This is a genomic window from Blautia sp. SF-50 (assembly GCF_900101315.1).
Taxonomy (GTDB): Bacteria; Bacillota; Clostridia; order Lachnospirales; family Lachnospiraceae; genus Blautia_A; species Blautia_A fusiformis.
On sequence record NZ_FMUW01000006.1, the window covers coordinates 152,853 to 167,736 of the forward strand.

General features: G+C 40.0%; 17 protein-coding genes and 1 pseudogene. All 18 read right to left on the bottom strand.

Annotation, left to right across the window (positions count from 1 at the left end; genetic code table 11):
* Positions 1-10: 10 nt before the first annotated feature.
* A pseudogene (locus BLP57_RS05855) lies at positions 11-550 on the bottom strand (ABC transporter ATP-binding protein); the annotation flags it as partial.
* Positions 551-611: 61 nt separating this feature from the next.
* Positions 612-1,109 carry a DUF4314 domain-containing protein gene (locus tag BLP57_RS18845; protein WP_416795054.1) on the bottom strand — a complete coding sequence of 166 codons (498 nt, stop codon included), beginning with the start codon at positions 1,107-1,109 and terminating at the stop codon, positions 612-614.
* A gap of 49 nt (positions 1,110-1,158) precedes the next feature.
* Complete coding sequence (locus BLP57_RS05865; protein ID WP_022462583.1) at positions 1,159-1,905, bottom strand: hypothetical protein; 747 nt, start codon at positions 1,903-1,905, stop codon at positions 1,159-1,161.
* A gap of 402 nt (positions 1,906-2,307) precedes the next feature.
* Entirely contained in the window at positions 2,308-3,213 is a 906-nt protein-coding gene (locus BLP57_RS05875) for a bacteriophage abortive infection AbiH family protein (protein ID WP_021651973.1), read from the bottom strand.
* Between the two features lie 13 nt (positions 3,214-3,226).
* Positions 3,227-3,805, bottom strand: a complete 579-nt coding sequence (locus BLP57_RS05880) for a hypothetical protein (RefSeq protein ID WP_044961781.1) — start codon at positions 3,803-3,805, stop codon at positions 3,227-3,229.
* A gap of 179 nt (positions 3,806-3,984) precedes the next feature.
* Positions 3,985-4,455 (bottom strand): hypothetical protein, encoded by a 471-nt coding sequence (locus BLP57_RS05885; RefSeq protein WP_055056042.1) that lies wholly within the window; start codon positions 4,453-4,455, stop codon positions 3,985-3,987.
* A 134-nt stretch (positions 4,456-4,589) separates the two neighbouring features.
* A complete protein-coding gene (locus BLP57_RS05890) occupies positions 4,590-6,164 on the bottom strand; it encodes a recombinase family protein (RefSeq protein WP_175442950.1) in 1,575 nt (524 codons plus the stop codon).
* On the bottom strand, positions 6,154-7,794 hold the full coding sequence (locus tag BLP57_RS05895) for a recombinase family protein (protein ID WP_207646692.1): 1,641 nt from the start codon (positions 7,792-7,794) through the stop codon (positions 6,154-6,156). Before BLP57_RS05895 ends, BLP57_RS05890 begins: the two co-directional genes overlap by 11 nt.
* Positions 7,795-7,837: 43 nt before the next feature.
* Positions 7,838-9,505: a recombinase family protein gene (locus BLP57_RS05900; protein ID WP_175442951.1), complete on the bottom strand. Its 1,668-nt coding sequence runs from the start codon at positions 9,503-9,505 to the stop codon at positions 7,838-7,840.
* A gap of 150 nt (positions 9,506-9,655) precedes the next feature.
* A complete protein-coding gene (locus tag BLP57_RS05905) occupies positions 9,656-9,910 on the bottom strand; it encodes a DUF6870 family protein (protein WP_072448128.1) in 255 nt (84 codons plus the stop codon).
* Positions 9,910-10,455 (bottom strand): recombinase family protein, encoded by a 546-nt coding sequence (locus BLP57_RS05910; protein WP_161234039.1) that lies wholly within the window; start codon positions 10,453-10,455, stop codon positions 9,910-9,912. The genes BLP57_RS05905 and BLP57_RS05910 overlap by 1 nt, the downstream gene beginning before the upstream one ends.
* Before the next feature lie 635 nt (positions 10,456-11,090).
* A complete protein-coding gene (locus BLP57_RS05915) occupies positions 11,091-11,546 on the bottom strand; it encodes a sporulation initiation factor Spo0A C-terminal domain-containing protein (protein ID WP_092070061.1) in 456 nt (151 codons plus the stop codon).
* Positions 11,547-11,572: 26 nt separating this feature from the next.
* A complete protein-coding gene (locus tag BLP57_RS05920) occupies positions 11,573-11,929 on the bottom strand; it encodes a helix-turn-helix domain-containing protein (RefSeq protein ID WP_092070064.1) in 357 nt (118 codons plus the stop codon).
* A 264-nt stretch (positions 11,930-12,193) separates the two neighbouring features.
* A complete protein-coding gene (locus tag BLP57_RS05930) occupies positions 12,194-12,775 on the bottom strand; it encodes a hypothetical protein (protein ID WP_092070070.1) in 582 nt (193 codons plus the stop codon).
* Between the two features lie 5 nt (positions 12,776-12,780).
* Positions 12,781-12,960: a hypothetical protein gene (locus BLP57_RS05935; protein ID WP_055056077.1), complete on the bottom strand. Its 180-nt coding sequence runs from the start codon at positions 12,958-12,960 to the stop codon at positions 12,781-12,783.
* 315 nt (positions 12,961-13,275) lie between these two features.
* Complete coding sequence (locus tag BLP57_RS05940; protein WP_092070074.1) at positions 13,276-13,887, bottom strand: hypothetical protein; 612 nt, start codon at positions 13,885-13,887, stop codon at positions 13,276-13,278.
* 187 nt (positions 13,888-14,074) lie between these two features.
* Positions 14,075-14,404: a winged helix-turn-helix domain-containing protein gene (locus BLP57_RS05945; protein ID WP_092070077.1), complete on the bottom strand. Its 330-nt coding sequence runs from the start codon at positions 14,402-14,404 to the stop codon at positions 14,075-14,077.
* A gap of 59 nt (positions 14,405-14,463) precedes the next feature.
* The coding region (locus BLP57_RS05950) for an ATP-binding protein (protein ID WP_139148828.1) at positions 14,464-14,884 on the bottom strand (421 nt) is incomplete at its 5' end.

The window sequence follows — 14,884 nt, forward strand, 5'->3', positions numbered from 1 at the left end:
CCACCTCCCGTTAGTTCTGGGAGACGATCCGACCATCTTCGATACGGATAATGCGGTCTGCCATCTGCGCAATTTCTTCGTTGTGAGTGATCATTACGATTGTCTGGGCGAACTTTTGACTGGTGACTTTCAAAAGGCTCAATACATCCTGGCTGGTTTTGGAATCCAGATTGCCGGTGGCTTCATCTGCCAGAATGATAGCGGGTGCTGCCGCCAGCGCACGGGCAATGGCTACTCGCTGCTGTTGACCGCCTGAGAGCTGATTGGGCAGGGCATCCAGACGGTCGCTCAGTCCAAGCGTCTGCACGATCTGCTGCACAAAAGCCTTGTTTACCTTTCCGCCATCCAGTTCAGTGGGTAGAATGATATTTTCATATACATTCAGCACCGGAACAAGATTGTAGCTCTGAAATACAAAGCCGATTTTCCTGCGGCGGAAGATGGTCAGCGCTTCCTCCTTCAGGGAGAAAATATCCTGTCCGTCCACTATGACCGTGCCGCTTGTAGGGCGATCCAGCCCGCCCAGCATATGCAACAGCGTGGATTTTCCCTATCCTGTCAAGTAATATCCAAAAAAAATTGTCGATTTTTGCAATTAAAGAAAACCATTCTTATCGCTTCTTCTGTACTGGAAAAGGATTTTTCCTCTCCAATTCCTGTCCTTGAATTTCCATCTTTTTTATAAAGATGTGTTGCTGACTGTCAGCTTCATATTGAATTGCTACACCAAGATCTTTCTTTATAAATGCGGCAACTCCCATATCTGCAATAACCTCCTGCCCTTCTTTCTCCTGAAAGCTGATTTTAGGGAAAGCTCCGGATAATTTTTCTGTAATATACAGTTCCATTTTTTCCAAACTCTCAAATGGCATAGCCTGTACTCTTTGTAATATCTCCTGCAAACGTTCCTCTCTCATAATACATCTGCAATGATCAACACCAAATACCATAGCAAGGCTGTGTCCGCAATCCCAGGATACATGAATCTGTCCGGCATCATCTACAAACTGTACGGTTCCTAAATCACCGGGACTCAGTTTTACATACGGATCAGCTTCCATATCTTCCAACTCTACCCGACACCCCGGTGGGTACATATTTCTTAACACAATTCTTTCCGCATTACTTATCACTGTTTTCTTCCTTTCTCCAATCCGGCTACCGTCCCAAAGACTTCTCTGGAACATTTCCCTCCAACAAATGCTCTCTTTCTTTATTCCATTCCAGCACCTTTTCCATAGCAGCTTCCAACTGGTCTTCTGTCGGTTCTCTTGTATAGGTTCTATATTCCTGAAAATATTCTTCCAAAGTGTTCTGCTGTATCTCCAGTTCCTCTTTATCATAACAATCCGGCTCTTCCAGCTCCTTCAACTCCTGCAAGATTTCCCAACATTCCAAAACACTGTCTATCTCCTGCATTTCAAGCAGATAAGATAAAAATGTTTCCTCTGGCATAATACTGAAATAGCATCGGTCAAACCATTGCTCAATATACATGCGTTCATCAGAACCATTGGTATGTGTACCACAAATCAAATCTGCAACAAAGTTTTCAAATAGTTCACCGATTGATAGCCCAACTTTTCCAGACTTCCTACAGAGCTCTTCTACCTCATCTTGATACAACCTGATAGAAATAGTCCGCTTCAGGCTTTTTTCATAGGGTTCTATATCTTCGCCTGTCTCGCAGAAATGCAGATATGTATCCGTATAAATGTTTTCCATATCGCAAAATCTCCGGCTCATTGCCACATAATCCTTACTTTCCCGGTCCCATTCCAGCCGGTAATGATGTTCCCTTGCATGTTCCTCTAAATCTTTCCGTATGATATTTCTGGTTGCTTCCGGCAACTCCGCAATAAAAAAGCTTGTATCTGGAACTGCTAATACTCTTTCTTTTACCACATTTGTCCTCCTTACTTGTAACTATTTCTTGCACGCGGCAAATTCCCCAGTACGTCCATATAGAGGATAATTCCCTGCGAGTCCAGATGTACGGTAATAAATTTCTGTATTTCCTGTAACAGATCACGATCAGAAAACCCAGCCTGGTAGCCAATAAAATTCCTGATTTTTTCTACAATATCCCGTTTACGGAACTCTTGTAACACCAGAATCGGAATCGTGTGCTGACCTCCCATAGCATTATATGGTAGCTTTTTCACAGTCTTTCCATAAAATATATTTCAAGATACATGGCTCTTCTCCCCTTCTTTCTTTTCTAAATTTTCTTCTAAATAAAAGAAGAGGAAGACACCGCAGCGTTTTCCTCTTCTTTTATTAGTCTTTTCTGACTGTATAATCGTATTATAAATTACTTAGCATTACCGGCTGAAAATTTTTAATATCTAACCTTTTTGCAAAATATTCCATATTATCTAAATCACTTTCTGAGAAATATGAAATATACCATTTACACGAATGTAATACTCTCTTTCTAATCTCAACAAAATAATCCATATCTACAGAAGATAACGAATGACCTAATATAAATATTTCATTTATATTTATAAGAGAGTCAAAAAAATTTTGATTCATTTGTATAATACCAAACGTATCTTTATATGTCTTTTGAAAATAGGCTTTAATGATTTCTTTTGTTTCAGTTATTCTAAAATCTTCATCATCATCTTGTATATATATTCCATGTTCTTCCGCTGCATTAAATGGAGAAACAGCTCCGTACTGAAAAGTAGAAATATCATGATGTCCCACTACAAGTTTCTTACTGCTCAGGGCTTTTCCATGAATGTATAAAATATTCTCAGCAGGTACTTTATATGCTCTTTCTAATGTATCCGTATAATTAAAATTTAGAATCTTACACGTATTATTTATTATACGCTTTGATACCAAAGGTAAAACGTTTGTATCTATTTGCTCAATCCATTTCTTAAAATAATATGGAATATAAGATGCAAATGCCAAATCCTGCTCAACCATAAATTGAAAGTCATGATTAGCACTGTCTTTCCAATTTTCATCACCATAATCAAGATAATATGAAGCATTTTCTTCTTGCACTTGATATTTATCTAATTCGCCTAAAGCCATTTCAAATTGAAACCACAATTCTTCTTCTGGTATATATTTACATATAGCTTCATAAAATTCACGAGCATATATTCTCAAATACTCCTTAAAATCATAATACGAAGTGGGCAAATTGTGTGCCCGATCAAAACCATTTCCTATAATAACCAATCTGTCCAATTTCTTTTCTCTCCTAGTAAATATGTTCCAAAAATGTTTGCACTGCTACACAAGCAGCTGTTAGACTTCCGATAAAAGCTGTTAAAGATACTATTAACGAAGAAGCCATTTCTAGCAGATGTACAATTCTGGAAACATTTTGATTTGTACTATTAGGAAACAGTAATCTCCTTACCTTCTGTATTAAAAAATAAAATGTTTTAATGAACGAGATAAGTATATAACACAAATAGGAACACACGATTATGCCCCCTATGCAAAATCCTATATCTCCCAAGTGAGACCCCTTTTTCCAATTAACAAGAATATAATGTATCTCCCAAGAAAATATAATTAAAACAGAAAATGCAGTAATGGCATGGATGCTTACTGTAACTATCTTTTTCTCTTTAGTTTCTCTCGATAAAGCAGGAAAACTAATAAACCAAAATGCAATACATGTGGCTCCTATTGATAAACGTGTTTCATTTGCTCCACCACTATATAAGGCTGGATATGCACCAATCGTTAACATTAAACATCCCATTAACAACAAACCCATATTAAGACTAAGTGCTATTTTCCTTTTATTTTCACGTATCAATGTACCCATTTTAAACATCTCCATTCGTATTCTATTTCTAAGTTAAATTATTAACCTATCATATTTTCTTTGGTTTTTATATTACTTTTAATGCTTATTTTTCTTTATATTTTATTGTACCACTTTTTCAATAATCTTCCTATATCTTATTTTCATAATGATGTCAAAAACCGCTAATACTCTTTCTTTTACCACATTTGTCCTCCCTGTTTGTAAGCATTCCTTGCCACCGGCTGATTCCCCAGTACATCCATATAGAGAATAATTCCCTGCGGGTCCAGATGTACGGTCATAAATTTCTGTATTTCCTGTAACAGATCATGATCAGAAAATCCAGCCTGACAGCCAATAAAATCCCTGATCTTTTCTACAATGTCCGGTTTACGGAACTCCTGTAACACCAAAATCGGAATCGTGTTCTGCCCTCCCATAGCATCATAGGGCAACGCTTTCCGCAATTCTTCTAAGAGATGCCGGTAATAATCAACTACCACCTGGTCTGTTTTCCATGCTTTTTCCTCACAATCCCGGAGTAAAAAATCATACTCTTTTTTTGCCTGTTCCATTTCTTTCAGGATTTCTACTGCCTCCACAGAGCAATACCCTTTCTCTTCTATCAGTTCCATCAGTTCCTCCATAGAATATGTTTCAAGATACATGGCTCCTCCCCCATCTTCTTTGCCTAATTTTCTCCTAATACAAAGAAGAGGAAGACACCGCAGCGTTTTCCTCCTCTTTTATGAAATCTTTTTCTCTACCAGAATCCAGGACAATAAGCTCTCCCGGTTCTTTCTTATCCTACTGCTTCCAGAAATTCGTCCCTGTATTTCCATACAATTTCAATATGTTCCGGATCATAAAAATTTATGACTTCAATCAGCTCATGCAGAACTTCATAAGATAGCTCTTCCAATCCCTTATATTTTACAAAAAGTTGCAGTCCCTCTGATTTCTCCTTTTGTTTTTCCTCCTCCCCTTTTAAAATTTTTGCTTCTATCTCCTGTATCTTTTGCTGATAAACTGCTGTCTTCTCCATACAGGTTTGTTTTCGTGCCAAGTAATCCTTCAGGGAAATCTGTTCTTCTGCATATTGTTCATACAATTCCATTTTCTCCTGTTTACAAAGCGCCAACTTCTTTTCATATTGCTTTTTCCGATATCGGAGTTTCGGAATATTCAAAGTCTGATTGGCTTTCTTTAACTGCTTTATGGTATCCTCTGCAAGGGCTGCCTGCTGTCTTATCATAATTAGCACCAGTTCTTCCAACTCTTTCTGCTTATATTTCTTTGGATAACAGGAAGCATTGGGGGCTGTCGTAACACTTTTACAATAAATCGGCTTTTCTTTGTATTCTGTCCGTATCCGCATTTTCCGACCACAATGCCCGCAGCGGATCAAGCCTGCAAAAATATTCTCAGAAGACGGTGTAGACCCATGATATTTTCTGTCCTTCTGTACCATGTCCTGGATCTTCTGAAGCTCCTGCTCCGTCACAATCGCTTCGTGTCCTCCTTTTACGCAAATCCAATCCTCTCTTGAAATATATCGGTACTCTCTTTTTGACGGAACCCTGGTTTCTGTTTTCCCTCTTACCGTCAGTCCTGCATAAACCGGATTAAACAAAATCAGCTTTACTAAATTTCCGTCCCAGAATTTCACAGATTTCTTTGCTTCTGGCGCCCAGCCTTTCCTTTGAAGATATACGGTAGGTGTTTCAACTTCTTTTTTATTCAGGTCCCTGGCAATGTCTGCATAGGTCTTTCCTTCCAACCTTTGGTCGAAAATCCCCCTTACAACGGAAGCTGCCTCCGTATCCAGATGAAGTTTTGTATGAACACCGTCATGGAAGCAATATCCGTATGTTGGGATTGAACCATGATATTGTCCCATTTCAGCCTGTTTCCTCATAACTTTTTTGATATTGTCGGAACAAATCTGGGGATAAATCCCATTGATCAGGTTCTTAAATTTAATCTCCGTATCCTTTCTTTCGGAAGGTTTCTGGCTGCTGTCATAAAAATCATTGATTGAAATAAAGCGCACCCCAAGGAACGGAAATATTTTTTCGATATAGTTTTGTGTTTCTATGGTATCCCTTCCCAGGCGGCTCAAATCTTTGACAATGATACAGATCCGTTTTCTCCTGGTAATCAGCCCCATCATGCGCTTAAATTCCGGGCGGTCAAACGTTGTACCGCTGTAACCGTCATCTACAAAGAAGAAAAGCTTTGCCCCTGCAAACTCCGGCTGTTTTTCTACAAAATGCTGGATCAAAAGCCTTTGATTTTTAATGCTGTTGCTTTCCTCCATTTTTTCTTTATCATCTCTGGAAAGACGCAGATAAGCAAAAACAAAATCACACTGCATACGGAAGACCTCCTTCCATATTGTCCAGTTCTTTTTCCAGCTCCTTTTCAAATAAATCCCCAAACCAGAACACGATTTCCACATAGTCTTTGGAATATACCGTAATCTTTTCAATAAAGCGGTCCGCAATTCCTTTCTCTATCTTCTGAAATCTTTGGTACTTTAGAAGTTCCTCTGTCCAATCCATTCTTGCCTTCACCTGATCTAACAGGTGTTGTCCACGAAGCTGTATCTGCTTCATATTCTGCCTGGCTGCTTGTTGTTCTTCCTGATAGATTGATTTAATCTCCTGATATTCCTTGCAGTCCAACAGCCCGGTAGCATAATGCTCAAACAAGGTTTCCAGTTTTCTTCCATATTTCTCATACTTCTGTCTGGCATTTTTTATTTTTTCTGCTACCTCCTGCTCCAGCTTTTGATAAAACTCTGCACCATAGGTTTTCTTGCTTTCTACAGCAAGCTGGATCTGGTAGCGGAGTGCTGCCTTGACTGCCTGATTGATGTAGATTTCATTCACCGTCCGGAAACATTCCGTATGATCTGTAAGGGAAAAGGAAGGGCATTTATAAACCATATATTTGTGTTTCTCATTACCTCCGCTCCTGCTCCTTCCAAGACGTCTTCCGCAATGCCCGCAGAAAATCCTTCCCTTAAAAGGACCATCTGCCCCCTGTTTTTCTTTTGGGTTTGCAGCCCAGTTATCCAACGTATCTTTCCAGCGTTCCTTTGCAATTTCCTGTGCTTTCTCATAAATCGCCCGTTCCACAACTGCTTCCCAGGCATTTTCACACACTTCCCACTGCTCTTTTGGTTTCATCTGAAGAGGAATATTCTGCGCAAGCATCTGTTTTGTTTTTCCATAAACAGCAGCACCAATGTAAACGGGGTTCTGTAAAATCTTCCTGATACCGTCTGATCTCCATAACCGCCTTTTCTCCGGCTCCTTTCCCTGCTTCCTTTTCTGATAGCTGTCCTCCGGTCCTAATACCTTTCTGCCATTCAGTTCCCTTGCAATATCATAGCTTGACATTTCTTCAAACACATACCAGTAAAAAATCTGCCGGATTATTTCTGCTTCCTCTGATTCCGGCACCAGCTTCTTGCTGTTTTCCTCTGCCCTTTGATATCCATAAGGAGGTCTGGAACCCCAAAACTCTCCCCGTTCCCTGGACAGCCGGTGTGCCTGTACCAGTTTCTCTGAAACTTCCCTGGCATAATAATCATTCATAAAGTGCTTCAAAATATTGGTGGTCCGGTCTTCTACACAAGCCGGGTTTGCACTGTCATATTCGTCCATAACGGAAACAAACCGGATATTTAAGGTTGGGAAAATCACGTCAATCAAATCGACAGCATCTAAGGCGTCCCTTCCAAACCGGGCAAAATCCTTTACAATGATGCAGTCAACCTTTTTATTTGCCACATCTTCCATCAACTCTTCAAATGCGTCCCTTTGGAACGTTGTACCTGTCACACCATTATCCGCATAGACTTTTACCACCAGCATTTCCGGGTGTTTCTTTGCGTAGTCTTCACAGATCTGTTTTTGGATATAAATGGAATCCCTTCTGCCATGCCCTCCGTCCTTTTCGGAAAGCCTTACATAGATATAGGTTCTCAGATACTTCATTTCCGGCTTACTGTTTTGTCTTTTCTGTCCTCTTTTGCTTACCTTAGGCACTTGCTTCCGCCCCCTTTCCTTTCAGGAAGGCTTCCACACGCTGATCCGGCTTTGCCCTATTTACTGTTTCCAGCAGTCCCAATACCTTTTCAAATTCATCTTCAAACCAAAAATGAATGATAATGCGCTTCTGCTCATATACCTCAATCCGTTTGACCAGATTTACCAGCATTAAGCGGTCCACTTCCGTCCGGTCCCGATATTCCAGAAAATATTCCAGCCACTCCTGCTGTTTTTCAAGGGTTTCCCGCAGGTTTCGGATTTCCCTTTGCTGGCACTCCATTGCCTGCCGGATTTCCTCTAAAGACTGGTCATACTTTGCTTTGAAGGTTTCAAATTCTGTCCGGTCCAGGATTTCTTCTGCAAAACTGTCATACAGTTTTACTTTAATGTTTAAGATCCTCTGGCTCTCCTTTTCCAGCATCTCCAGTTTTTTGTCTTCTTCCAAAAGCCGCTGTCTTGGGATCGAGGCAGTTTTTACATACGCCAATATCTCCTTCAGTTCCACCAGAACAGAAATATAATGCAGGATTGCTTCTGTCACAGCCCCTACCAGTTTTTTCTCACTGATATTATGGGAACTGCACTGCTTTTCATAAAGGGAAGTCGAACATACATAATAGTGGTGGACTTTATCCGGGCTTTTCAGTACCATGCTTTCTTTACAGTCCCCGCATTTTACCAGGCCGGAAAGAAGCGCCAGCCCCTTTGCCCCTCTCATGGTATCCATTTTCATCAGGTTACCTACCACTTCATATTGGTGTCTGTTGATAACCGGCTCAAAGGCATTTTCATACCGTATCCACTCAGCTTCCTCTTTGTGGATCACAACCTTTACTTTATGGTTTGGCGTTGTGGTTTTTCCCTGTATCAGCACTCCGGTGTAGCGTTCATCAAGAAGGATACGACGCACCATAGTTGGCATCCAGACCGGTTTTTCCGTCAGACGGAACCCTGTCTTTAATTTCTGTTTTAAATATACCTGCTTATACCGAAGAGGCGTCAAGATCCCACGCCGGTTTAATTCTTCGGATATATCCGTTAGGCTGCAGCCCTGCATTTTCATGTGGTAAATATCCCGTACAACAGAAGCTGCCACTTCGTCCATAACTAGCTTATGTTTATCCTCTTCGGATTTCAGATAACCATAAAAAGCAAAAGGTGCTACACACTGCCCGGCTGTCATTTTGACATACAAATGAGAGCGCACACTTTTGGAGGTATCCGCAGGATAAAGGTCATTGATTAAACTTTTAAATCTCAGGGTAAGGAAATCACGATTTGGCGTGAGGCTGTCATAATTGTCATTGACAAGGATCAGGCGCACACCCATTTTCGGCAGGATACGTTCCACATACTGTAAAACACCGGAAAAGTCCCTTCCATAACGGGAAAGGTCTTTGACAATAATACAGTCTGCTTCCCCCTCTTCCAGCATACGCAGCATTTCCTGAAAACCAGGGCGGTTAAAGTTTGTGCCGGTATATCCATCATCCACACATTCTTTTACCACCTGAATTTCAGGGTGGCTCTTTAAGAAGCTATGGATTAGTATCCTCTGGTTTGATATGCTGTCGCTTTCCCTGTTATCACCATCTTCATCAGAAAGGCGCAGGTAAACAACCGCACGATAGATTTTTTTAAGTATTTGATTTTTCATTGTATTCGCTCCTATCATTTAGATTCGTCAGCCGATTCCCTAAATGATAGAGGCTACTGGGTCCTTGCCATCATCCTACCATAGTCCAGAAGGTTTGTCCACCCTGTAATCTGCCAACAATCCGCTTTGTTCCCTATCCCTGTCGTGGCTTTACCATTTCATCTGCACAAGGCTTTGCATGGCTTCCTCTATGGTACGGTTGGTAGAAGCAAACCCAATCTTTATGGTGATCCCCTTATATTTCAGAAAATAAGGGTTCTTTCCAGACTCCAGGATTTCCCGGACCTTCTCCGGTTTGCTCTTTTTTACATCAATCTTCAGTTTCTCTACATCTTGTATCTCTTTCGGGTCAATGTCCTCAAACGTCATTTCCCGCATCTTCAGCAGTTCTTCCCGCGAGAGCATTATATCCCTTCCCTGGTACAGCAACTGCACAGATACGCATCTAAGTCCTGCTCAAATTGTTCCTGTTTCTCCCAGGTGTGCATTAAATATTGTTTCAGTCTGGCATAATCTAAAATCCCATAACCGATACAGTCTATCTGCACCTGGAAAGCCTGGAGCAGTTCCATAGTCTGTAAAATTTCCTCCGGACAATAGGATAACCTGCTAAGCCCGGATACCACAATCACGTCAATCATGCCTTTTCCTGCAAGCACTGCCAGCCTCTGCCAGTTTTCTTTTTCTATGGAATTACCACGCCCTACACCTTCCAGGATCGTAACTACATGGTATGTCTGCTGTTCACAGTAATGCAGGCTTTTTTCTTTTTCATAATACAAAAGCCCGGCACATGGAATGGGAATATCCAGATACACTGCCGCCCGCTGGGGACTGTTCCTATTTTCTATCTCTTTTTTTCCTTTGCAGATCCATACAGGGAATAACATTCCTCCCTGAAAGACCTCTTTATCTTCTGAAAACAGTTTTTGTAACATCTCTCTATTCATTGCTCTGCCTCCTCTTTCTTTGGCTCCTGTTTTCATTCCAGGGCTATAAAGAAACCGGCGTTTCCCCATAGCCCTAAAATGAACCCATTTTACACACCATACCGGCAGGGCCTTCCCTGCCAGCATGTTTTTTATTTTCTCACCCCGGTGTGAACGGGAGCATGTAGGACCGGCCCGGCTGGCCGCCTGACACCCTGCAGCACCCTTTCCCGCTGCAGCATGTCCCAGACGCTACCCTGGTTGCAGTGTTTTATGCAAAGGTATCATTATCATTCGGCTTTCAGACTGCCTGCCACCCACAGCCTATGTCCGGGCGCTGCTCACACTTTTCCTTCATCTTCTACGATTCCTTGTTTGATCCGCTTCTTTTCTGCCTTACCTGCTGTCAATGCGGACAAATGTATCTTCGCACAGCTCATGACCCTGCATCATACAAAATAGAATGTGCCGAAATGTTTTGTGTCCTTTAAGATATTTCTATAGATTAGCGTCAGAAATGACACGTTTGTTTTAAAAAAATATCACCATACTGATATTCAGTTTTCAAGGTTCTTCCCGGCTGAAAACATCAGCCTGCCAAAAGACACCATAACCCTGATGTGTTTTGGCAGACTGTTTTCGGTCTGCATTTCTCTTTATTTTTTTAACCGGATAATCATATCTGCCCAAAATTCCGTATATGCCTGCCGCATCAACTCCAAAAGCCGATCTTCGGTAATTCCCGTAATCACGTTCTCTTCTTTCTTTTCCGGTTTTGGTTCCGGTACTTCCAGTGCTTCCTCCCGTATCTTCATTGTGAGCATGGATAAGGAAGGGGAATTGGCACAGTTGATAAAACCGATATAATGGTTCACCACATCATAATCACCTCTGCAGCTTCGGACAATATCAAACGCATGACGGATTGCCCGTTCTACCCTCTGTCCTGTCGTGCCATGTTGCTTGGCCACCTTAAAATACAGATATGTCGTTTTAATCTTGCTGTCTTCTTCCAGAAGCAAAACACTGTCTACAATATAGCCAAATCCTTTTACATTGGCAGGCATTCCCATTTTAAATAATACTGCTTCCACCTTTTCTCTTGATAACATTTCCCTTTTCCTCCCTATCTGTATTCTCACTTCCTGCTGTCTTGCTGATATTTCTTTAGCCCTTTCTTAATTCCCTCTATGGAATAGATCAAAAGGCTAGTTTCTCTTTCATCACAATCCTGTACCAGATACCAGATTTTTTCCTTCAACATCATATCTTTTTTCGCTGTACCCATGTGTATAAAATGTTCTTTTATGGGAATATCCATAGCTTCCAACAATCGGATATAGGTTTTCATACCCATAGCTCTGGCATGTGTTTCTATTTTGGCCAGATGGGATACGGAAATATCTGCTTTTTCCGCAAGCTGCTCCTGGGTCAGCCCTCTGGCTTCCCGCAAGGCTTTTATGGCATCTGCTACAATATAAAGTTCATTCTGCATTCTTTTATCTCCTCGTTGATTACAGGCTCTATTATAATTACAAATCCTTTCCCTGGTAATGGACTATGGAGGCAAGATTTCCCAGTTTCATTACCATTTCTTTCCTTTTTTGGTTTTAAAGATTTATTATATCTGAACGAGTTGAAAACGATTTTTGCACCATTTACGAAAAAGCACTGCATTATCTCTTCATTTAGGCATAAAAAATACAGGTGACTCCTCTATCTTAGAATCACCTGCACCTTATGTATCCTTATTCTTTTTTTATAAAATTCGTAGCATCTGAATATAATTCACATTTTCTTTTTCTGATAAACGTTCTCCGAATTTCCGGAATCTGTTTTTCTCATTCTGATAGAAATTCAATAGCTCCGGCTTTTCCTCACACTCTAAGTACACAACGCCACCGCCAATTTCACGCTGTACATGTTTAAGAATGGTCAATACCGCTTCCATCATCTTTCCGCCATCTGGAACGGGTGCGTCTTTATGCTGATAATTTTTTCCAAACTGACCGATCAGAAAAGCAGAAAGAGCATATTCATCTGTCTTCTCATTTTTTTGTGCATACCGCTGTATCTTTTTTTGCAACGTAGAAGAAAGATTTTTTCCCCAGATTTGCACTGCTTTATGTGTGATTGCAAAAATTGCCAAAACCCTGCTATACTCATCTAACAAAAGATAAGTAATGGACATCTTCCGTTTTGCGAACTCTACCGCATTATTCCGGACAAAATTTTCTATTTCTTTATTCTTCGGACACGAAAAACCGGAGAGGACATCAACTACTGACTCCTCTCCTATAAGTTCTATATAATCTAAAATATTTACAACTGCATAATCCATCTCTCTTAGTTCCTTTTCCTACCCAGGAATCTGCGTAATTCTTCTACACTATCTAATATTGGAATAGACGGTGCAGAAGGTTTCCATACTGGATCTTGACTGGACTTTTCAAGTGCATCTACAAATGCTTCTGCTTTTTTCGGATCTTCAATTACAACATTGGTAAGAATACTTGATGTAGCCATATAAAAGCACCTCCTCTTCTCTTATCATTCTCTTTGTTCTAAAAAGCGGTTTTATGCTGGCTGTCAGCCGCGACACCCTTCCGAATGTCTGAAATGTCGCCGGTATCATTCAGTCCCCGGTGCGGACTCACCGTATCTCCCTGGTGTGGGCGTAATACTCTTTCGAGTATAAAATAGTCCCAATATTTACCCTGCCTGGACGCAGTACAGCTTTTACGTGCCGCTACACGAAACCTTTTGGCTTAACTATATTATATGTGATATCCTAAGAAATATCAATGGTTTCCCCAAAATTTGTATCCTGTTATAGAAGGTTCATGGTCGTTTCCATAAACTTTTTCTATAATCTGTATCCAATACTATTTTATGAAAATCCAACATTGCGTGCTCTTGCATCAGTTTCTCACCCAATTTCACAAGAGGATTGGTTTCCCATTCCGGATCAATTCCTGTTTGATGAAAGTATCTTGCATAAGCAAATCCCTCCGCTACCGCATCTGAATTTTCAAATACTCCCACCATTGCATCTGTAAACTGTACAATGATTGAGTTTCCAAAAATACCCTGCAATTCTTCCGCATTCGCATTATCATATTTCTCTACATCAAAAAATAAAGAGAAATCATACGTATTCTCTTCTCCGTCTTCTGTTTCATAAGAAATGGTTCCAAAAATATCTCCCTTGCCAGACGGAAGTTCGATTGACTCTGAAAGCTCTAATTCATATTCAATACCATTGAATACTGTCGTTGCTTCAAACATTTGTGATATACAGGTACCTTCTTTTTCATAAATATCTTTTTGTAAAAAGGAAATAGGATTATACTCCATATTTTCCCATATCTGTTTTCCTTCCACTGTCCGTTTACACAAAGAATTTAAAAGCAGCATCATTGTTTCCTGATCTATTTCTTCATATACGTTCATAGGCAGCCTCCTTTTCTTTGGATTATCCACAAAAGTTCTGTAAGGGTTTATCTTAATTTCTGGTTACAACATGATATTTAGTCAAATGACGTATGTGCGCACCTTCTTAGTAGTTGCCAATATTATATGGCGTATCTTCCAAAAATTCAATCAGAATATAAAAACTTTTACTCACACTATCCTGCCTTTACATCTTTTTTAGTCTATACCCTACATTGATCAATGTTTCTATAATATCATGCCCCATCTTTTTTCGTATCTTCCATACTACGTGTTCCACTGTTTTGTACGGAATCTGATCATCATAATAATTACTCCCCCAGACCGAACAATAGATATTCTTCTTTGGGATAACCCAATTTGGCCTTTGGGCTAAAAGATACAGAACTTCAAATTCCCTGGGAGCTAAGCTGATTTCTTTTCCTTCATAAATAACAGTATATGACATGGGATCAAGTTGAAATTTACCATTTCCTAATACAATTTCAGATTTATATTCTGGAAAAATATTTTGCATCTATAAATTCTCCTATTTATGTCTTCATATTACTAAGTTGATATATTCATTTAAAACGGTTATAATTCAACTTCACTTAAAATCCCATAAAGAATAGCACTTACTTCAAAGGAGTCATCTAGATCCCAAAATTCTATTGTACCATTATATTTTTCCACTACCCTTGTAACACTATGTATGCCAATTCCACTTTGCTTATAATGACGTTTGCTACTCAATGCAATGTTTGCCTTTTTTATCTCTTTACTATTGCAGATTTTTAAAATCAAAGTATGTTCTTTATAAATGATATTCACAGTAATCCATCTTTTTGATACTTCTATTTTTTCACATGCCTCTATTGCATTATCCAGGAGGTTTCCTAATAATATCCCGGCAGCACTATAGTCCAGATTCATTTGCTTGGGTACTAATACCGAGGCTTCTGTTGCGATATGCCTTTTCTGGGCATTACGAAGTTTATTATTCAAAATAGTGTTG